At 67.9% G+C, this 19,997-nt stretch carries 19 protein-coding genes and 1 pseudogene; 9 read left to right on the plus strand and 11 right to left on the minus strand.

Going from position 1 to position 19,997, the window contains the following annotated elements:
- Positions 1–14 precede the first annotated feature (14 nt).
- Complete coding sequence (locus tag T333_RS06060; protein WP_496423869.1) at positions 15–599, plus strand: Uma2 family endonuclease; 585 nt, start codon at positions 15–17, stop codon at positions 597–599.
- Between the two features lie 137 nt (positions 600–736).
- Here T333_RS06060 and T333_RS06065 read toward each other — a convergent pair whose 3' ends face one another.
- The 6 genes and pseudogenes from T333_RS06065 to T333_RS06090 form a co-directional block, all read right to left on the minus strand.
- Entirely contained in the window at positions 737–1,462 is a 726-nt protein-coding gene (locus T333_RS06065; protein ID WP_496423870.1) for a heme-binding beta-barrel domain-containing protein, read from the minus strand.
- 186 nt (positions 1,463–1,648) lie between these two features.
- Complete coding sequence (locus T333_RS06070; protein ID WP_063023277.1) at positions 1,649–1,954, minus strand: DUF1416 domain-containing protein; 306 nt, start codon at positions 1,952–1,954, stop codon at positions 1,649–1,651.
- A gap of 5 nt (positions 1,955–1,959) precedes the next feature.
- Positions 1,960–2,793, minus strand: coding sequence for a sulfurtransferase (locus T333_RS06075; RefSeq protein WP_355000303.1), 834 nt, complete (start codon positions 2,791–2,793; stop codon positions 1,960–1,962).
- Positions 2,794–2,921: 128 nt separating this feature from the next.
- A pseudogene (locus T333_RS06080) lies at positions 2,922–3,395 on the minus strand (DUF4395 domain-containing protein); the annotation flags it as partial.
- A 278-nt stretch (positions 3,396–3,673) separates the two neighbouring features.
- Positions 3,674–4,123 (minus strand): thioredoxin family protein, encoded by a 450-nt coding sequence (locus T333_RS06085; protein ID WP_355000301.1) that lies wholly within the window; start codon positions 4,121–4,123, stop codon positions 3,674–3,676.
- Positions 4,120–4,932 (minus strand): LmeA family phospholipid-binding protein, encoded by an 813-nt coding sequence (locus T333_RS06090; RefSeq protein WP_355000300.1) that lies wholly within the window; start codon positions 4,930–4,932, stop codon positions 4,120–4,122. The genes T333_RS06085 and T333_RS06090 overlap by 4 nt, the downstream gene beginning before the upstream one ends.
- Positions 4,933–5,107: 175 nt before the next feature.
- On the opposite strand from T333_RS06090, the gene T333_RS06095 reads away from it, so the two are divergent.
- The 6 genes from T333_RS06095 to pstB all read left to right on the plus strand — a co-directional run bounded on the left by T333_RS06095 (position 5,108) and on the right by pstB (position 11,112).
- Positions 5,108–5,869: a winged helix-turn-helix transcriptional regulator gene (locus tag T333_RS06095; RefSeq protein ID WP_355000299.1), complete on the plus strand. Its 762-nt coding sequence runs from the start codon at positions 5,108–5,110 to the stop codon at positions 5,867–5,869.
- A gap of 138 nt (positions 5,870–6,007) precedes the next feature.
- The gene (gene mshD, locus T333_RS06100) at positions 6,008–6,913 is read left to right on the plus strand and encodes a mycothiol synthase (protein WP_496424153.1); all 906 of its coding nucleotides are present in this window, start codon (positions 6,008–6,010) and stop codon (positions 6,911–6,913) included.
- Positions 6,914–7,236: 323 nt separating this feature from the next.
- Positions 7,237–8,349, plus strand: a complete 1,113-nt coding sequence (gene pstS / locus T333_RS06105; protein ID WP_496423871.1) for a phosphate ABC transporter substrate-binding protein PstS — start codon at positions 7,237–7,239, stop codon at positions 8,347–8,349.
- A gap of 88 nt (positions 8,350–8,437) precedes the next feature.
- Positions 8,438–9,412 carry a phosphate ABC transporter permease subunit PstC gene (gene pstC, locus T333_RS06110; protein ID WP_355000297.1) on the plus strand — a complete coding sequence of 325 codons (975 nt, stop codon included), beginning with the start codon at positions 8,438–8,440 and terminating at the stop codon, positions 9,410–9,412.
- The gene (pstA, locus tag T333_RS06115; RefSeq protein ID WP_355000296.1) at positions 9,412–10,317 is read left to right on the plus strand and encodes a phosphate ABC transporter permease PstA; all 906 of its coding nucleotides are present in this window, start codon (positions 9,412–9,414) and stop codon (positions 10,315–10,317) included. Before pstC ends, pstA begins: the two co-directional genes overlap by 1 nt.
- 18 nt (positions 10,318–10,335) lie before the next feature.
- Positions 10,336–11,112, plus strand: coding sequence for a phosphate ABC transporter ATP-binding protein PstB (gene pstB / locus T333_RS06120; RefSeq protein ID WP_067790438.1), 777 nt, complete (start codon positions 10,336–10,338; stop codon positions 11,110–11,112).
- Positions 11,113–11,415: 303 nt separating this feature from the next.
- Here the strand turns inward: pstB and phoU are convergent, their stop codons facing one another.
- The 4 genes from phoU to T333_RS06140 form a co-directional block, all read right to left on the minus strand.
- Positions 11,416–12,078: a phosphate signaling complex protein PhoU gene (gene phoU / locus T333_RS06125; RefSeq protein ID WP_355000295.1), complete on the minus strand. Its 663-nt coding sequence runs from the start codon at positions 12,076–12,078 to the stop codon at positions 11,416–11,418.
- Between the two features lie 165 nt (positions 12,079–12,243).
- Positions 12,244–14,808 (minus strand): LCP family protein, encoded by a 2,565-nt coding sequence (locus T333_RS06130; RefSeq protein ID WP_496423872.1) that lies wholly within the window; start codon positions 14,806–14,808, stop codon positions 12,244–12,246.
- Positions 14,809–15,060: 252 nt separating this feature from the next.
- On the minus strand, positions 15,061–16,203 hold the full coding sequence (gene dusB / locus T333_RS06135) for a tRNA dihydrouridine synthase DusB (RefSeq protein WP_067790445.1): 1,143 nt from the start codon (positions 16,201–16,203) through the stop codon (positions 15,061–15,063).
- A 69-nt stretch (positions 16,204–16,272) separates the two neighbouring features.
- Positions 16,273–17,115 carry an SDR family oxidoreductase gene (locus tag T333_RS06140; protein ID WP_496424154.1) on the minus strand — a complete coding sequence of 281 codons (843 nt, stop codon included), beginning with the start codon at positions 17,113–17,115 and terminating at the stop codon, positions 16,273–16,275.
- A gap of 235 nt (positions 17,116–17,350) precedes the next feature.
- On the opposite strand from T333_RS06140, the gene T333_RS06145 reads away from it, so the two are divergent.
- Positions 17,351–17,971, plus strand: coding sequence for a hypothetical protein (locus T333_RS06145; protein ID WP_496423873.1), 621 nt, complete (start codon positions 17,351–17,353; stop codon positions 17,969–17,971).
- Positions 17,972–18,040: 69 nt separating this feature from the next.
- On the opposite strand, the gene T333_RS06150 is transcribed toward T333_RS06145, so the two are convergent.
- Positions 18,041–19,006 carry an acyl-ACP desaturase gene (locus T333_RS06150; protein WP_355000293.1) on the minus strand — a complete coding sequence of 322 codons (966 nt, stop codon included), beginning with the start codon at positions 19,004–19,006 and terminating at the stop codon, positions 18,041–18,043.
- 535 nt (positions 19,007–19,541) lie between these two features.
- Here T333_RS06150 and T333_RS06155 point away from each other — a divergent pair.
- Positions 19,542–19,946 (plus strand): RICIN domain-containing protein, encoded by a 405-nt coding sequence (locus T333_RS06155; RefSeq protein WP_355000292.1) that lies wholly within the window; start codon positions 19,542–19,544, stop codon positions 19,944–19,946.
- The last annotated feature ends 51 nt before the right edge of the window (positions 19,947–19,997 follow it).

Here is a 19,997-nt window from a genome sequence, read left to right on the forward strand (position 1 = left end):
TCTACGCTGGGCGAATGACCGTTGAGCCGCTTCCCGATTGGGTGATTCCGCCTGCCAACGGTTTCACTGTCGAGGAGTTCCTGCGGATGCGCGGCCTCCCGAAGCACACCGAGCTGATCGATGGGAGTCTCATCTTCGTTAGCCCGCAGCGGAAGTGGCACCGGCAGGTAGTCGACCTCTTCCGGACGGAACTGGCTCTACAGGCACCTCCGCATCTCCGGGCCGACCGTGAGATGGCAGTCAAGCTCGGGAAACGCCAGATGCCGGAGCCGGACGTCATCGTGGTGACGCTCGAAGCAATGAACCGAGCGGACCCGGACACCTATTACTTCGCCGAGGACCTTGTCTTGGCTATCGAAGTGGTCTCACCGGACTCTGAAGAGCGTGACCGCGAAACAAAGCCGATGAAGTACGCCAACGCTGGGATTCCGCACTACTGGCGGACCGAGCAGGGAGACGGCACTGTTGTTGTGTACGTCTACGAGATCGACCCAGCCACGCGCCGTTATGTCGCCACCGGGATTTTCCATGACCGGCTGAAGATCAGCGTGCCGTTCCCGATCGACATCGACCTGACGACGATCGGGCAACGGGGCTGAGCCCGCCGCCTCGGTGACGTCTCGGACGCCGAGTATCGCGTCCATACGCCGCGTGGATCGCCGCAGATCGGCGGCTCCGACCTCTGACAACGACCGGCGGGCCGCCGACCACGGCCGGGAAGTTCGTCCGGGCCGGTTCAGCCGATGTAGCGCTGGAGGCGGGCGGAGAGGCGGGGTTCGAGGGGGCCGTCGGCGACGACGCGTTCTTCGACGTAGGCGAGGTCGCCGCCATCGATGATGCCGTAGAGGCGCTTGGCTCCGCCGACGACGACGCCGGACTGGCTGCGGATCACCACGTCGGTGGCCAACTCCCAAGAGGACTGGGTGAGCGCGGTGCCGTAGAAGAGTTCGACGATGCCGGAACTGTGCGTGAGCAGGAGCTCGATGACCTCGTCGTTGCCGTCGATGCCGACCCGCCAGAATCCGCTTTCGCGAAGATCGGGTCCGCCGTAGCCGCCGTCGTCCTCGATGATCCAGGAGCGGGAGTCCCAGGAGAGGTAGTCGCCGCCGTCGTGCGAGACGACGATCTGCTGACCGAAGCGGTAGTCCCCGCGCTCGGGGTCGTTGCCCTCACCTTCACCGCGCCACACGCCGACCATGGGCAGCAGGGCCAGCATGGAGGCGCTCAGATCGGGACCGAGCCGCAGGTTCGCGGTGTCCTCGGGCAGCGGCAGGTCCGGCAGCACCGGAATGTTGCGGGCGCCGGTCGATTTCGCGCGCTCGGCGGCCTCGGCCACGGCCTGGTCGCCGCTGCGGCGGGTCACGTCGTCACCCCGCTCGGGGTTCCCGGCGGGAGCGCTGCCGTTCATCTGTTCACTCGCTCGCTCGGCCGAATTGGAACCTTCGCTCGCGAGGTCGCTCATGATTCCGTGAACAGCCGGTAGAAGACGTACAGACCGAACCAGCCGATCAGCACGGACACCAGGACCAGCAGAATTTCGAAGAAGAGGACCACGTCTCGGAGTCTAACGAGCGCCACTTCCGGGCAACACAACGGCCCCGGAGCTTCCGCGAAGGGAAGCGCCGGGGCCGTTGGTGTTCGACGTGCCTTACTTGGCGACCGCGACGTCCACGGCGTGGATGCCGGCGCCCTCGGGGCGGACCTCCGCCGAGCCGTTGCCCGCGGACGACAGCGCACGCACGGTCCACGAGCCCGGAGCCGCGAAGAAGCGGAAGTCACCGGTGCCGGAAGCGACGACCTCGGCGGTGAAGTCACCGTTGCCGTCGAGCAGCCGCACGAACGCGCCGCCGACCGGCTGACCGTCGGTGCTCAGGACGCGGCCGGTGATGACCGTCTCCTTCTCCACGTCGACGCCTGCGGGGATGGCCTGACCCTGGGTAGGTGCTGCACACATGTTGATTACGCTCCCAACTCGATCGGTGCACCGACGAGGGAGCCGTACTCGGTCCAGCTCCCGTCGTAGTTCTTGACGTTCTGGTGGCCGAGCAGCTCCTGCAGCACGAACCAGGTGTGCGAGGAACGCTCGCCGATGCGGCAGTAGGCGATGGTGTCCTTCTCGCCGTCCAGACCGGCTTCCTTGTAGATCTCGGTGAGCTCGGCGTCGGACTTGAAGGTGCCGTCCTCGTTGGCCGCCTTGCTCCACGGCACGTTGATGGCGCCCGGGATGTGGCCGGGACGCTGGCTCTGCTCCTGCGGCAGGTGCGCCGGAGCGAGGATCTTGCCGGAGAACTCGTCAGGCGAACGCACGTCGACCAGGTTCTTGGTGCCGATGGCGGCGATGACCTCGTCGCGGAACGCGCGGATCGTCAGGTCCGGCGCGGCGGCCTTGTACTGGGTGGCGGGACGGTTCACGGCCTCGGTGGACAGCGGACGACCGTCCAGCTCCCACTTCTTGCGGCCGCCGTCGAGCAGCTTGACGTTGTTGTGGCCGTACAGCTTGAAGTACCAGTAGGCGTAGGCGGCGAACCAGTTGTTGTTGCCGCCGTAGAGGACAACCTCGTCGTCGTTCGAGATGCCGCGCGCCGAGAGCAGATCGGAGAACTGCTCCTGGTTCACGAAGTCACGACGAACCTGATCCTGCAGGTCCTTCTTCCAATCGAGCCGGACGGCGCCCTCGATGTGTCCGCCGTCGTAGGCGGAGGTGTCCTCATCGACCTCGACGAAGACGACGCCGGGGGCGTTGAGGTTCTCTTCGGCCCAGTCAACGGAGACCAGGACATCGGAGCGAGCCATTGTGTTCCTTTCAGATATGACTTGCAGGGTCAGTTCGGTGCCGAGACCGCGGTGGGAGCGTCAGGCCCGGAGGCGGAAGCCTGCGTGACCACGGAGGGCCCGCGGACGGCGCCGTGGACTCTGTTCCGGCGGAGGCGGGCGACCAGCGGATAGATCTGGCAGCCCAGGCAGATCCCGAACGCCGCGTTCAGGAACGCCGCGAACAGGGCAAAGCCGGCGAACACCGCGCCGACGACTGTGGAGCCGAGCGCGAAGCCCAGCAGGCTGACGGCCGCGAACACGAAGCCGAGCAGCTGCGCGAATCGCAGCGGCGGCGTCGGCTCGGTCTCGCTGGTGGGAGCGAGGCGCGGCGCGAGGAAGGCGGCGAAGATCCGGCCGTACGGGTGCTTGCGCGGACCGGCGGCCGCGCCGATCGCGAAGACGACCGCCTGCAGCGCGATCAGGACGCCAGCGGCGACGGGCGAGACGGCCGCGGCAACCAGAACCAGGACGAGAACGGCGGTGGTGACCCAGGCGGCGAAACGCGGGCCGCGCACGTCGACGCGGTCGATCGCTGGGGGAATGGCTCGGGATCCGGAAGTGTTCCGGGTTTCGGTGGACATTGTGCGTACTCCTGCGCTGAATGCGTTGATTGGCTGGAAAGTTGCCAGTTCGCCGGGGGATCGTGAGATCACTCGCGCGGCGGGCAGCGGTCGGCGTCAGGAAAGACTGGAAAGCCGACCGATCAGCGGCACAGGCAGCAACAACCACCGAGGCGACACAGATCAACTGTGCGGCGTCGGGTGAGCATCAGCTCGTGGTTGGCTTGCACGAGAGGCAGTTTACCCAATTGGGACGGAGAATTGGACCCGGGGTACGTCACAGTCGCCATCCGGCGGCGTCAGGACTGGTTTTGCCCCGTCAAGGGGGCCAACGCGGAGCGGAGATCGCCCGCCTTCGGCACGCCCGAAATACGGAAGCGCTCCTTGCCCTCGATATCGAAGACGAAGGTCGTCGGCAGCGACAGTACGTTCAGCTCCTTGGCCAGCGCGGGCTCGGCGTCGATGTCGACCTCGATGTCCTGCGGCGGGCGCGGGGTCTCCGCCAGATCCGTAGCGACTCCGGCAACCACCCGGCGAACCGCGGCGCACGGTCCGCACCAGTCGGCGGAGAAGTGCAGCACCGCCGGACCCGAACCGGTTACTCCCACCGCGGCGAGCAGATCGGCGCGCGCGGAGTCGGCATCGGCGGCGGGAGTGGCGGCGCGCAGCTTGCCGTGGCGGCCGCGCAGCGCCAGCCCGACGGCGAGCGCGGTGATCAGAACGAGTGCGAGCAGTGTGATTTCGGTCATGGTCTCTGCAGTCGGTCCAGGTCGATCGTCACGTTCTCTCCTTTGCCCTCGACCAGGATCTGCCCGCCCAGCGCGAACACCTTCGTCGGGCGCACGCCGAAGGGCAGGTCCTTCGTATCGATAGTGCGCGTGAAGCGCGCGAGGACGGCGGGGCGATCGGCTTCGGGGACGATGGCCGTGGTGGTGAGGTCGGTGTCGCTGCTGCGATAGAAGCCGGTGGCGACGATCTTGACCTGGTCGTCGTCGAGCGTCAGCTCGGCCTGCACCGCGACCTTGTCACCGTTCTGCGCGCCGGACTTGCCGGGCTGCGCGGTGCTGCCGGGCAGCGTGCCGGTGAGCACCAGCGCGCCCTCGGTCGTCATGCCGGTGCCACCGGAGCCGCCCGTTCCGTCCGATTTGTCCGCTGGGCGCGAATGCACTTGCAGGTCGGGGATATTGAAGAGGCGACCGAGTTCGACCGGTTCGATGCGCATCGCCGCCTGGACCTTCTCCACCGGCACCTTGCGCACGTTGCCGTCGTCCAGGTCGCTCATGCTCACATGCACGCCGGTGAGCGTCGCGTCCACCGAGATCTCGCCGGGAATGTCGGGGCGGACGACGGCCGCGCGGATCACGATGTTCTGGTACCGACCGTCGAGGGCTTGGCCGAGGAACGGGAAGCCGTGAATGGTCACCTCGGGGTCGGCGCTGAGATCGGCTCCCTCGCGCAGGGTGCGCGAGACGCGGTACTCGGTGTAGGCGGCGGCGCCGAAATCGACGACGACCGCCAAACCCGCGAGACACAGCAGTCCGATGATCAGCTTGCGCATGCCATGAACAGTAATGCGGTGGCGCCGCGCGGGTCGCGACGGTCTCACCGGTCACCCGGATGGCGAGGTCATCGGGGTCGACGCGCTAATCTTGCACTCGATTACCTATGGATTAGCGATGTGGCTTTCGGCAACGCTGCTGTTGCCCCGGCGCTACGAGATGGGAGGAGGGCTTGTGGAGCTGCTCCTGCTGACCTCCGACCCCAACCCCGAGTCGGTGTTGCCGTCGCTCGCGCTGCTCGCGCACAACGTACGGCCCGCCCCGACCGAGGTGGCGTCGCTGTTGGAGGCGGGTACCGCCGATGTCGCGCTGGTCGACGCCCGCACCGACCTCGCCGCCGCGCGCGGACTCTGCCGCCTGCTCGGCAGCACCGGCTCGTCGGTGCCGGTCGTCGCGGTGCTCACCGAGGGCGGCCTGGTCGCGGTGAACGCGGACTGGGGTCTGGACGACATCTTGCTGCCCGGCACCGGCCCCGCCGAACTGGACGCCCGGCTGCGCCTGCTCGTCGGCCGCAACGGCGGTGTGGCGAGCCCCGAGAACACCGGCAAGATCACCCTCGGCGAGCTCGTCATCGATGAGGGCACCTACACGGCCAGGTTGCGCGGGCGCCCGCTCGACCTCACCTACAAGGAGTTCGAACTCCTCAAGTACCTCGCCCAGCACGCGGGACGGGTGTTCACCCGCGCCCAGCTGCTGCAAGAGGTGTGGGGCTACGACTTCTTCGGCGGCACCCGCACCGTCGACGTGCACGTCCGCCGCCTGCGCGCCAAGCTCGGCAGCGAATACGAATCGCTCATCGGCACGGTCCGCAATGTCGGCTACAAGGCGGTCCGCCCTGCCCGCACCGCCGCCAAGGGCGAGCCCGTCACGTTCCCCGACGACGACAGCGAGGGCGACGACTCCGCCCTGACGCCGGTCAACGGTTCGGTGCAGTAGTCCACGCGGTGGACCGAATGTCACCCTCAGTGGGTGAGACCGGCTCGGGGCGCCTTCGGTCGACGCGGGGTCGAGCTGGCTCCGCGCGCGATGGCATCCTGGGTGGCGTCGGATCGGAGAGGGGTAGTTGTGGTCGACGTGCGATGGGCCGACGAGCTGGATGACCGCACCGCGCTGGCGGTGCGCGAATTGCTCGGGCGGGCGACCGCCGCAGACGGTGTCGCCCCCGTCTCCGAGCAGGCCGTGCTCTCGCTGCACGAAAAAGGCGCGGCGCGACATCTGCTCGCCGAGCGGGCGGGCGCGATCGTCGGATACGCCAATCTCGTTGCGGCGCACGGTGAGCACCCTGCGATGGCGGAAGCGGCCGTGGATACGGAGGCACGGGGGAGCGGTGTCGGAACCGAACTCGTGCGGGCCGCGCTGGCGGCAGGCGGGGCGGGGGCGCGGGTGTGGGCGCACGGCGATCGGCCCGCGGCCAAGGCGGTCGCGGCGCGGCTGGGCCTGGTGACCGCGCGCGAGTTGTGGCAGATGCGCCGCCCGCTGGCAACGCCCGAGCTACCCGAATTGACGGTGCCGGACGAAATCGTGCTGCGCACCTACTCCGGCCCCGCCGACGACGCCGAACTGCTGCGCGTCGACAACGCCGCCTTCCACTGGCATCCCGAGCAGGGCGGCTGGACCGAGCGCGATATCGAAATGCGCCGCGCCGAACCGTGGTTCGACCCGAAAGGCCTGTTCATCGCCACCGCCGCCGACGATCCCTCGCGCGTTCTCGGCTTCCACTGGACCAAGGTGCACCACGAGGAGAATCCGCCGGTCGGCGAGGTCTACATCGTCGGCATCGATCCCGCCGCCCAAGGCCGTGGCCTCGGCCGCCTCCTCACCCTCGCGGGCCTGCACCACTTGCGCGACCGCGGCCTCCCGGAGGTCCTGCTGTACACGGAAGCCGACAACACCGCCGCCGTCCACACCTACACCCGCCTCGGCTTCACCACCGCCCACGTCGACGTCGCCTACGCGGTGCCGGCATCCGACCGGACCTGATGGATCGAACGGCGTCGCCGATCGCGAAGCGGGTCGGGCGCCTGACGCAATTCGGCCGAATCCCGAACGGCGCATGGCGCGAAAGTGACCTGTCGGGGCTGTCCAGTAAAGCTGCGGCAAATGTCACACAAAACAGACGCAATCGCGCCGGTGTGTTCACCTCGCGTTCACTCAGCTTGGTCCAACTGTCAACCGGGCGACTTTACGTTACTTAAGGGCAGTGCAGCCGCTGCCTGGTGCGCGAGTTCCCCGCGAACAGCACCACAACACCCGCCCGGGCCGGTGAGGGACCGGGCGTGTCGGACGCGATTCCCGGAGGAATAGTGAATCTCAAGCGCAGCAGCGCCCTGGTCGGTGTGCTGGCCGCCGTCGCCATGCCCCTTGCCGCCTGTGGCAGCGACGACAACACCACCGGCGACCCGAGCAACGCCGCCAACACCAGCGTCGCCTGCGGCGGCAAGACGTCGCTGAAGGCCAGTGGCGCGTCCTCGCAGAAGAACGCGATGGAGCGCTTCATCGCCGCCTACGAGGCGAACTGCGACGGCTACACCCTGAACTACACCTCCAGCGGCTCCGGCGCGGGCGTCAACGAGTTCATCGGCGGCCAGACCGATTTCGGCGGCTCCGACTCCCCGCTCAGCTCGAAGAAGGAAGAGCCGGCCAAGGCTCAGGAGCGCTGCGGCGCCCCGGCATGGAACCTGCCGACCGTCTTCGGCCCGATCGCGATCACCTACAACATCGACGGCGTGACCGACCTGGTGCTCGACGGCCCGACCGCCGCCAAGGTGTTCAACGGCTCCGTCACCACCTGGGACGCGCCTGAGATCAAGGCGCTCAACCCGAACGCCAAGCTCCCCTCGGAGAAGATCGCCGTGATCTTCCGCTCCGACGAGTCGGGCACCACCGACAACTTCCAGCTCTACCTGGACGCCGCCTCCGACGGCGCGTGGGGCAAGGGCGCGGGCAAGACCTTCAACGGCGGCGTCGGTGAGGGCGCCAAGGGCAACGAGGGCACCTCGGCCGCGATCAAGAGCACCAAGAACTCGATCACCTACAACGAGTGGTCCTTCGCCAAGTCGCAGAACCTCTCCGTCGCGCAGATCGTCACCTCCGCCGGTAAGGACCCGGTGAAGCTGTCGGTCGAGACCGCGGGCAAGGCCATCGACGGCGTGAAGATCAAGGGCGAGGGCAACGACCTGGTCCTCGACACCAGCTCGTTCTACAAGCCGACCGCCGCGGGCTCGTACCCGATCATGATGGCGACCTACGAGATCGTCTGCTCGAAGTACAGCGACGCCGCCGTCGGCGAGGCTGTCAAGGCGTTCCTGACCTCGGCCGTCACCAACGGCCAGAAGGGCCTGGACGAGGGCGGGTACATCCCGATCCCCGAGCAGTTCAAGACCCGCCTGACCACCGCGATCAACGCCATCTCCTGATCGCACAACCATGACCGTGCACCCTGAGGTGACCGCCCCGGGCTCGTCGGATTCGACGGGCCCGTCGGCGGCTGGAGATACTGCGCAGATGCCGAGTGATACGAACACCGAGCCGGCCCCGGTGAAGAGCCGTCCGCCCCACAGCCAACGCGCCGAGGTCGTATTCCGCTCGCTCGCGACGGCCGCGGGCGCGATCATCGTCGCTTCCATCGCGTTGATCGCGCTGTTCCTACTGATTCGCGCGGTACCTTCGCTCAGGGCCGACCAGGTGAACTTCTTCACCAGCACGGAGTTCAGCACCAGCAACGCGGACAACCTGCGGTTCGGCATCCGTGACCTGCTCATGGTCACGGTGCTGAGCTCGGTCTTCGCGCTGGTGATCGCGGTGCCGATTGGCGTCGGCATCGCGCTGTTCCTGACCCACTACGCGCCGAAAGGGTTGGCCCGCCCGTTCGCGATGCTGGTCGACCTGCTCGCCGCGGTGCCGTCGATCGTCTTCGGTCTGTGGGGTTTCCTGGTGCTCGCGCCGGAGCTGGAGCCGGTGCAGCGCTTCCTGAACGAGAACCTCGGCTGGTTCTTCCTTTTCGACGACGGCAACGTCTCGATCTCCGGCGGCGGCACGATCTTCACCGCGGGCGTGGTGCTCGCGGTGATGATCCTGCCGATCATCACGTCGGTCTCGCGTGAGGTCTTCAACCTCACCCCGGTCTCGCACATCGAGGCCGCCCAGGCGCTCGGCGCGACCAAGTGGGAAGTCGTGCGGATGACCGTGCTGCCCTACGGGCGCAGTGGTGTGATCGCGGGCTCGATGCTCGGCCTCGGCCGCGCGCTCGGCGAGACCATCGCGGTACTGGTCGTGCTGCGCACCTCGGCACAGGCGGGTGGCTGGTCGCTGTTCGACGGCGGCTACACCTTCGCCTCCAAGATCGCTTCGGCGGCATCGGAATTCAGTTCGCCGCTGCCGACCGGCGCCTACATCGCCGCGGGCTTCGTGCTGTTCGCCTTGACCTTCGTGGTCAACGCGCTGGCCCGGCTCGCGGCAGGCGGAAAGGTGAACGGCTGATGACAACGCTGACGAAGTTCGACCAGCCGGTCAAGGCCCCGACCTTCCGGCACGTGAGCCCCGCGCGGCGGGTGAAGAACCACCTCGCCACCGGCCTGGTCACCGCCTGCTTCGCCATCGCGCTCGTGCCGCTCGGCTGGGTGCTGTGGATGGTGATCAGCAAGGGCATCGGCGCGATCGCCTCCGTCGACTGGTGGCAGAAGTCCCAGAAGGGCATCCTGCCCGATCAGTTCGGCGGCGGTGTCTACCACGCGATCTACGGCACCATCGTCCAGTCGGCGGTCGCGGCGATCATCGCCGTGCCGCTGGGCATCATGGCCGCGGTCTACCTGGTCGAGTACGGACGAGGCAGGCTCGCCAAGGTCACCACGTTCATGGTCGACATCCTGGCCGGCGTGCCGTCGATCGTCGCGGCGCTGTTCATCTTCGCGCTGTGGATCGCCACGCTCGGCGCGCCGCAGAGCGCCTTCGCGGTGTCGCTGGCGCTGGTGCTGCTGATGTTGCCCGTGGTGGTGCGCAGCACCGAGGAAATGCTGAAGCTGGTGCCGGACGAGTTGCGCGAGGCCTCCTACGCCCTCGGCATCCCCAAGTGGAAGACGATCGTGCGGATCGTCATCCCGACCGCCGCGCCCGGCATGATCAGCGGCACCCTGCTCGCTCTCGCCCGCGTCATGGGCGAGACCGCGCCGGTGCTCGTGCTGGTCGGCTACGCGAAGTCGATCAACACCAACCTCTTCGACGGCAACATGGCCTCGCTGCCGCTGCTGATCTACCAAGAGCTGGCCAACCCCGAAGCGGCGGGCCGCGAACGAGTCTGGGGCGCGGCGCTCACGCTGATCCTGCTCATCGCGCTGCTGTACCTGGCAGCGGCGGGCGTCAACAAGCTGCTCACGCGGAACCGATAGAAGCGAACGGATATTCAGATGGCCAAGCGCATCGACGTCAAAGACCTGAACATCTACTACGGCAAGTTCCACGCGGTCGCCGATGTCTCGCTCACCGTGTTGCCGCGCAGCGTGACCGCTTTCATCGGCCCGTCCGGCTGCGGCAAGTCCACCGTGCTTCGTTCGCTGAACCGCATGCACGAGGTGACCCCGAGCGCCCGCGTCGAGGGCGCCGTGCTGCTCGACGGCGAGGACATCTACGGCGCCACCGTCGACCCGGTCGGCGTGCGCCGCACCATCGGCATGGTGTTCCAGCGGCCGAACCCGTTCCCCACCATGTCGATTCGCGACAATGTGGTGGCCGGGCTGAAGCTGCAGGGCGTGCGCAACAAGAAGGAGCTCGACGAGGTCGCCGAGCGCTCGCTGCGCGGCGCCAACCTCTGGAACGAGGTCAAGGACCGCCTCGACAAGCCGGGCGGCGGCCTGTCCGGCGGTCAGCAGCAGCGTCTGTGCATCGCCCGCGCCATCGCGGTCTCGCCCGACGTGCTGCTGATGGACGAGCCGTGTTCGGCGCTGGACCCGATCTCCACGCTCGCGATCGAGGACCTGATCACCGAGCTGAAGAAGGAATTCACGATCGTCATCGTCACGCACAACATGCAGCAGGCCGCGCGCGTGAGCGACCAGACCGGCTTCTTCAACCTGGAGGCGCAGGGCAAGCCGGGCAAGCTGATCGAGATCGACGACACCGAGAAGATCTTCTCCAACCCCGGCCAGAAGGCGACGGAGGACTACATCTCCGGTCGCTTCGGGTAACCACTTCCTGATCACGCCTCGCCTAATTTTGGCGATTGGCATCGCAAGGCCTGCTCAACTCGTTGGGCAGGCCTTGCGGCCGTTCTCCGAAGCGGTGTTCGCGCGGCTGTGCGGCGTCGCACCTATCCCGGCCGAGGATCCCTTGTCTGTCCCGGTCGGCACGCCCCGCCGACCGTCGGCGGTAGGCGTCCTCGTGCTGCATACAACTCGGCCCCGGCGTGTTTCGCCGGGGCCGAGAAGTGCTCGCGATCCGCGCGTGCCCTCTGCTGTTGCCCGGCAGCAGTGCGCGTCGGGCGGCGCGTTCTACGCTTCGGTGTCGGGGTCCGCGGGGAGCACGCCGGTGACGAGGAAGATGACCCGGCGGCCGATCTCCACCGCGTGGTCGGCGAAACGCTCGTAGTAGCGGCCCAGCAGGGTGACGTCCACCGCCGCGGCGACGCCGTACTTCCAGTCCCGGTCCATCAACAGGGTGAACAGGTGGCGATGCAGGTCGTCCATCGCCTCGTCGTCCTGGTTGAGCTGCGCGGCGCGCTCGGGGTCACGCGTCTCCAGCACCTCTTTGGCTCCCGCGCCCATGTTCACCGCGATGCGGCCCATCTCGGCGAAATAGCCGTTCACCGATTCCGGCAGCGCGTGGTTCGGGTGACGCCTGCGGGTGACCTTGGCGACGTGCAGGGCCAGCGCGCCCATCCGGTTCACGTCTTGCACGATCTGGATGGCGCTGACCACCTGGCGTAGGTCGCCCGCGACCGGAGCCTGCAGCGCGAGGAGCGCGAACGCCTTCTCCTCGGCGTCGGTGATCATTTCTGCGATCCGGTCGGACTCGGTGATCACCTGCTCCGCGAGCGCCAGATCGGCCTGTAGCAGCGACTGGGTGGCCCGGTCCATGGCCGTACCCGCGAGACCGGCCATCTCGCCCAGCAGGTGGGCGAGCTCGGCCATTTGCTCGTTGTAGATGACACGCATAAAACCAGACACTAGTTCCCGGCGCTGTCCAAGTCACCAACGGAGGGTGAATGGCCGGTGCCTCGGCGTCCGCGCAGCTACACCGAACGCGCCGGCGGACGATGTCGATGTGCTTCAGACCCGAGCGAGAGTGACTCGTGTCACCGCTGCGCTGCGCTGCATTACCTACTTGCAGATCTCGTCGGCCGCGTTGACGTGTTCCAGGTCCGAGGGCAGTTCGGCAGGCGTCGAATCCGTCGAGGCGCTCGTCACGACGTTGGTGATCTGGTCACCGACCGGCGTCGGCGCCTTGACGGTCACGCCGTTCGCCGAGTCGGCTCCGATGACGACCTCGACGATGCCGCCCAGGTCCTCGGTGGCTTCGATGGTCGCGCCGGGGATCGCGGTGGCCACGGTAGCCGCCGCGGCCTCGAGGCCGGCGCCGTAGCGGACCTTCGTGGTCGCGGAGGTGCCGTTGACGTAGTTGGTGACGTTGTAGATCGAAAAGCCCTGGTTGTCCAGCTTGGTGGCCGCTGTGCGGGCGAGACCGTCGTACCCAGAGCCGTTGGACACCAGCAGCGAGACGGTACCGGGGTCGACTGCCACGTACTTGGGCGGCTCCGGCGCGGCGGAGGTGCTGGCCGGCGCATCGTCGTGCACGGTCGGCTTCTCGCCCGGCAACGGCTGATCGTCGCGGATGGCTTTGAAGATGGCCTTGATGTCGGACTCGCGGGGGATCTCGTTGCCGTAGGCCGTGGTGCCCGCGGTCGGGACGGTGATGAAGGTGACCGCGCCCGCGTCGACCTTCTGCAGCGAACGTCCCAGCATCAGCAGGTCGTTGGGTTCGACCGCGTCTACCCACGTGTGCTTGCTGAACGCGTCGATGAAGTCCTTCAGCCTGCCCGGATCGAAGAGGACCTTGCTGGACAGTGCGCCGCGCAGCAGCGAGGCCAGGAAGCGCTGCTGCCGGTTGATGCGGTCGTAGTCGCTGCGTTCCTCACCGTAGACGTGCCTGGCGCGCACGTAGTTCAGCGCCGTCTCACCGTCGATGCGCTGTTTGCCAGGCTTCTCCAGGATGGTGCCGAGGACATCGTCGACGAGTGGTTTGGTCGCGCAGACCTCGACGCCATCGATCGTGTCGACCATGGTCTCGAAGCCGGCGAAGTCGATGCCGATGAAGTGATTGATCGAGGCGCCGGTCAGTCGCTGGATCGTGGTGAGGAGGCACTTCGGTCCGCCGAGGTTGTAGACGGCGTTGAGCTTGTCGCCCATCGCGGAGGGGAAGGTCTCGCTGGTGTACGCCTCCTTCTCGTTGTCCCACCCCTTGCACTGCGGCCTTGTCACATCCAGGTCGCGCGGAAAGGACACGACGACAACTCGGTTTCGGGCCTTCGGGATGTGCACGAGCATGGTGGTGTCCGCGCGGGATCCCTCGGCGTCGTCCAGGGTGCCCGCGCCCAGTTGACCGTTGACGCCCGCGCGGGTGTCGCTGCCGACGAGCAGATAGTTTTCGTCGCCGAGCTGGGCGTTGGAATCGACGATGTCCTCGGAGTTCTCGTCGAGGGCGGAGACCTGAGTGAAGTTGTTGGTGGTCGAACGCACGTAGCTCCAGCCACCGCCGGTGATCAGCAGCACCAGCACCGCGACCAGGGTGGCGGCCGCCCGGCCCGCGGTCTTCATCCGGCGGTTGCGCCGCTGTTTCGAGGCGGCGAGCCGGGACAGCGGCGGGCTGCCGACGGCTTTGGGCGGCGCCGCGATCTTGGAGGCCGACTTGGCGGCGGGGGCCGCGGCGGACTCGGTCGTCGGCCATTTCGTGGTGGCGGTCTCGGGCTTCTCCGGCTCGTCGAGCGGCGGTAGGACGTCCGTGACCTCTTCGGGCTCGGCCGGTTCGGCGACGCGCCGCGGCGGGGCGGCGGGTGTGGCGCCGGTGATGTCGTCGACGACGGCGGACGGAGCGCGGCGCTGCGTCGCTTGCCGGGCCGGTGTGGCCGCCGCGCGGCGCTTCTCGTCGGGGCTGGCGCCTGGCGCGGACCGCGTGGGCGCGGCTTCGGGGGCCCGGCGGGCGGGTGCCTGCGTGGCATTGCGCAGCGAAGCGTCAGGAGCGCCGCGCTGGGCACCTTCTACGGCACGGGGAGCTCGAGGGGTACCGCGCTGGGTTCCCTCTGGTGCTTTGCGTTGCGGAGCCTTGGCCGTGCCGCGCTGCGGACCTTCCGGCGCGCCGCGCTGGGGACCTTCGGGAGCTTTGTGTTGTGGAGCCCCACCGCGCTGTGTCCCCTCGAGCGCGCCGCGCTGCGGACCTTCGAGCGCGCCGCGCTGTGAACCTTCCGGCACGCCGCGCTGGGGACCTGCCGGTGCTTTGTGCTGCGGAGCCTGGTGTGTGCCGCGGTGCGGAGCCTCCGGCGCGCGGCGTTGATGTGGGGCGGGGCTCTCGGGCGCGCGGCGCGGAGGCTCGGCGGGATGGGCCGGTGCGGCGGCGCGGGCCGGGTGCTCCGGCGCGGTCTCGGCGCGGCGGCTCGGGTGCCCGCCGGCGTTGTCGGCGCGGCGCCTGCGGCCGGTGCGCTCGTTGTCGACCTTCTCGACCAGATCCTGGACCGTCAGCGGCGCGGAGCCGGAGTCGGCCGCGGCATCGGCGTGCCGGGAGCGGCGGGACGTGCGTGCGCCATCTCGTTCGGTGTTCTCACCCGTGGAATGGTGCTCCCACGGGGCGCGACCTCCGGGCCGTGGCGCGCGCCCGTGCCGATCGTCACCCACCAACGAACCTCGCTTTTCGTCTTTGCTGCCCGCCGGCGCCGAGCTCGACCAGCATGACCGATTTCGCCAATGATAACGATTCCGCCACGGCGGGCCAGCCCGGAGCGAAATCGAATTGCCGCAAAGCCGTATCCCAATTCGCTGTTGATCGGTAACCGGATAGTAGCGAAAAGACTGGTGAAACAGCTGGTCCTCGGACGATTCCGACGTGTGTCGGTTTGCCCGTGACCGCGACGGCGGAGCCGCCTCCGATCAGCCTCCGCTGTGCATCACATCGGCCGCCGTCGGCACCGCCGGGTCGTCGGGATCGTCGAGCCAGCCGTGCGGCAGCGCGACCTTGCCCGGCGAACCCTGCCGTCCGCGCGGTCCTTCGGCGTCTTTCGGGAACGGCGCGGTCGGGTCGAGCTTGCCGATCAGGTCGCCGAGTTCGGTGAGACTGGACACGGTGGCGAAGGCGCGGCGCAGATCCGCGCCGACCGGGAAGCCCATGAGGTACCAGGCCATGTGTTTGCGCAGATCGCGCATGGCCTTCTCTTCGCCGAGATGGTCCGACAGCAGCGCGCCGTGCCGGTGCAGCACCTCGCCGACGCGTCCGAGATTCGGCGGCTCAGGCAGTGCCTCGCCGCGCAGCGCCGCTTGCAGTTCGGCGAACAGCCACGGCCTGCCGAGGCAGCCGCGTCCGACGACGACGCCGTCGCAGCCCGTCTCGGCCATCATGCGGACCGCGTCGTCGGCGGAGAAGATGTCGCCGTTGCCGAGCACCGGAATGGTGGTCACCGCCTCCTTGAGCCGGGCGATGGCCGACCAGTCGGCCTGGCCGGAGTAGCGCTGAGCCGCGGTGCGCGCGTGCAGCGCTACCGCCTTGGCGCCCTCGGCCTCGGCGATGCGACCCGCGTCCAGGTAGGTGAGGTGCTCGTCGTCGATGCCGATGCGGAACTTGACCGTCACCGGCACACCCGCTGGTTCGGCGGCGGCGACCATGGCGCGCACGATCTTGCTGAACAACGCTCGCTTGTACGGCAGTGCCGCCCCGCCGCCCAGCCGGGTGACCTTCGGCACCGGGCAGCCGAGATTCATGTCGATGTGATCGGCCCAGCCCTCGCCGACGATGATGCGCACCGCCTCGCCCAGCGTGGCCGGGTCGACGCCGTACAGCTGCATCGAGCGCGGGTGCTCGTCCTCGTCGAAGGACATCATGTGCAGCGTCTTCTCGTTGCGCTCCACCACCGCGCGCGCGGTGATCATCTCGCACACGTAGATGGAGGTGGAGCTGCCGAACTCGCGGCACAGCTTGCGGAAGGCGAGGTTGGTGATGCCCGCCATCGGCGCGAGCACCACCGGCGGGTCGACCGGATACGGCCCGATCCGCAGCGTCGTCGGCGCCTCGGTAGTCATCGTCACGCGTTCCAGTGTCTCATCAGGGCATGCCCGACCCGGCGGCACCGTGGCGTGACGTGCGCCGATTCACTCCCCGCGCAGTCGCCGGTGGTAGATCTCCCGTATCGCCGGGTCCGGTTCCGTATACGCCGTGGTCGCGCCGGTGAGCTTGGCCACGGCCAGCTGCACCCGGTAGGGCATCAGCTGGGTGGACTTGATGACGGCCGCCAGCCTGCGCGGCACCGTCACCAGCGGACGGGCCCGCCGCACGGTGTCCACGATCGCCGCGGCCACCTGTTCCGGGTCGACGGTGGTGAGCGGCTCGATCCAGTTCGGCATGTTCGCGCCCGCCGAGAGTTCGGTGCGCACGATGCCGGGCAGTACCGCGCTCACCTGCACGCCCTGCTCCTTCAACTCCAGGTGCAGCGCCGAGGTGAAGCCGACCACCGCGTGCTTGGTCGCGCTGTAGGTGGCGAGGCCGGGGAAGCCCTGTGTCCCGGCGAGCGAGGCGATGTTGATCAGGTGGCCGTGGCCGCGCGCCAGGAATCGGTCGGTGGCCAGCCGACTGCCGTGGATGACGCCGCGCAGGTTGACGTCGATGATCCGTTCGGTCATCACCTCGTCCTCGTCGGCGAACAGCCCCGTCGGCATGATCCCCGCGTTGTTCACCAAGACGTCGAGCGGCCCGAGCCGAGCTTCCACCGCGTCGAGGAAGGCGGCGAAGGAGTTGCGATCGATGACGTTCAGCGGCAGACCGACGACCTTGGCGTCCGGGTCGGCGCCCAGCTCGGCCGCGGTCTTCTCGACCAGCTCGACGTCGACGTCCCCGATCGCCACGGCGGCCTTCGCCGCCAGGAACGCCTCGGCGGTGGCCCGCCCGATCCCGCGGGCGCCACCCGTGATCGCCACGACCTTGCCAGCGAGAACCACGCCCGCAGCCATGATGGCCTCCCTCGATGAGCTCCAACCCCACGGTAACTTCGGCGGCACCTCGCGCGCGGCCGAATGCGCTCGACGCCTTAGTCTGGGACAGTGGGATCGCGGGGGCCGTACCACGGCCGCTCGCACTCCCGATCAGCGGCGATATCGGCGACCTTGCTGTGACGCCTACCGTGACCGGCGGTTATAGCGCGAACGCATCATCAATACGACATCGGAGTACCCATTGCCTGCCGACGACAAGGCCACCCCGGAACAGAGTGCGAGCACGTCGGACGTGCGTCTCGACAAGAAGGACGATCCCGCCCCCGCCCCGAAGTCCGGCGCCACTGTCTCCATCCCGGTGACGTCGGTGCTGTGGGGTGCGGCCGTCGGCGTCCTCGCCGTGCTGACCGTGCTGTTCGGCGTGCTGTGGTGGTCGGCCAAGAGCGATCTCGACGAACAAGCTCAGCGCGCCGCCGAGGACCGCCGCGCCGAACAGGTCGCCACCGATTACGCGGTCGGCGCGGCGACGGTGAATTATCAGGACATCAACGCGTGGATCGGAAAGCTGAAGGCCAACACCACTCCCCAGCTGGCGAACAAATTCGACGCCACAGCGCCCAAGCTGGAGCAGATTCTGGTCCCGCTGAAGTGGACGTCCACCGCCTCGCCCATTTCCGCGAAGGTCGTTTCCGAGGACAACGGCGTCTACAAGGTGAATGTCTTCGTGAACGTGAGTTCGACGAATGCGCAGAGCCCGGAAGGCGCGCAAACCACGGTGACTTACAACGTCACGCTGGATGAGAACTCCGATTGGAAGATCACCGATGTCGGCGGCACCGACGGCGCATTGCCGCTGAACTGAATACGGTTCGGACAAAAGCGCGCCGCCGCCGGAATGATTCCAGCGGCGGCGCTTGCTTTTACCGTGCGATCAGATCGCGGCGGCGCCTGCGAGTTCGCGCTTCTTGGCTTCGCGAGCCAGCATGCGGTCGCGCTGCTCCTCGAACTTCACGACGTCCTTGCCGAGCTTTTCCAGGAAGTTGCCGAGCCGCTCGCGGACGGCCTCGCCGCGCGGGGTGAAGTCGTCGCGCTCGAAGATGTTCCACTTCTTCAGCACCGGCTCCACGACGTCCTCGAGGTGCTGGCGCAGGTCGTAGATGCCGTGCTTGGCCATCAGCACGCCGTTGCGGCGGAAGTTGGGCATGCCCGCGCCGGGCATCTGGAAGTTCTCCAGGATCAGCGTGATGGCCTCGAGGGTCTGGTCGGGCGCCAGGTCGAGGGCCGCACCGCACATGTTGCGGTAGAAGATCATGTGCAGGTTCTCGTCGGCGGCGACGCGCTGCAGCATGCGGTCGGCGATCGGGTCGTCGCAGACCTTGCCGGTGTTGCGGTGCGAGACGCGGGTGGCGAGTTCCTGGAAGGTCACGTAGGCCACCGAGTGCAGGAAGCCGGCGTCGGCCTCGGTGGGGGAGGCGAAGCCGTTGGTCATGTGGACCATGCGGGCCTCTTCGAGTGCGACCGGGTCGACGCCGCGGGTGACCACCAGGTAGTCACGCATGACGATGCCGTGCCGGTTCTCCTCGGCGGTCCAGCGCCCCACCCAGGTGCCCCACGCGCCGTCCTGCGAGAAGTTCTCGGCGATCTCGCGGTGGTAGGAGGGGAGGTTGTCCTCGGTCAGCAGGTTCGTGATCATGGCCGCCTTGGCGACCTCGCTCAATCGGGACTGCTCCGGGTCCCAGTCGACACCCCCGAGTGCCGCGAAGTTGCGGCCCTCGTCCCACGGGACGTAGTCGTGGGGATGCCATTCCTTTGCCAAGGAGAGGTGCCGGTTGACGTTTTGTTCGGCAACCGGCTCCAACTCCGTGAGCAGCTCGAGTTGAGTCAGATCCCTTGCCATGTAATAGCCCTTCATTGAGTGCGTGCACGCTTGCAGGTCGTCCCCCCGGGTAGACCGTGCTGATGCGGCCATACCTTACGGCACCGTAGGTGTGATGCGAAACGCATCCAGCTGAGAATCGGCGCCCGGTGATGCACTTCATACGTCGTCGTTGACGCTCGGCGCACCCCCCGAGTGTAAGCCGCGTCGAGCCTGGCGTCCGGTGACAGAAGACACGTCGGCCCGCAGCGTCTGGTCTATCGTCGCGAGGCCTTCGGCGTTAGCGCCGGGTGGCGATGTCCTCCTGCGTCGCCGCGCTGGGAGGCGCTATGCGACCGCTCGACGCTGTGCCGCAACCGATCTGCTCAGGCACCGCCGCGCCGAGCAACCGGTCTCGGCCGCCGCCTGCCCTAGGTGATCTCGGCACCGGAATCCGGTCCTGATGCGATGCTGATTACTGAACTCGGAGATTCGCCTACGACTACGACAGCAGCGCGGCGTCACCGGGAAGTTCGAAGCTCAGTGGCGGTGCGCTCACACAGTGAGGACGCAGACCATGGCCGAGATTTTCAGCGGGATATACCTGATATTCAACTGCGCGGACCCAGGATCCGTGATGGCGGTCACCAGCGACGACGGGGCGAGCGTGGGAATGGTCGACTTCGCCGACGGCGGCCCGCGGCAGCAGTGGCGGTTCGATGGGCTCGGCGACGGGGTCTACGTGGTCTTCAACCAGGGCTCGAACATGCCGCTCGTGCTGGACAAACCGTCGGAGGGCGGGCAGGCCGAGTGCGGGTTCAGTGACCTCCTGTGGACCATCGACGGTGACTCCGAGCGATCGCCGATCGTCTACGACGGCATGGCCCTCACCCCTACCAACGGGCAGGGGGGATGGAAGCTCACGCTGCTTCCCCAAAACGGGGCCGACATACAGCAGTGGCGTTTCCTTTCCGTCGGTTGAGGCAGCACCGCGCCCCACGCCGGGGCGGATCTGCCCCAAGTGCCGACGAGA

This window comes from Nocardia sp. CNS-044, assembly GCF_059570515.1.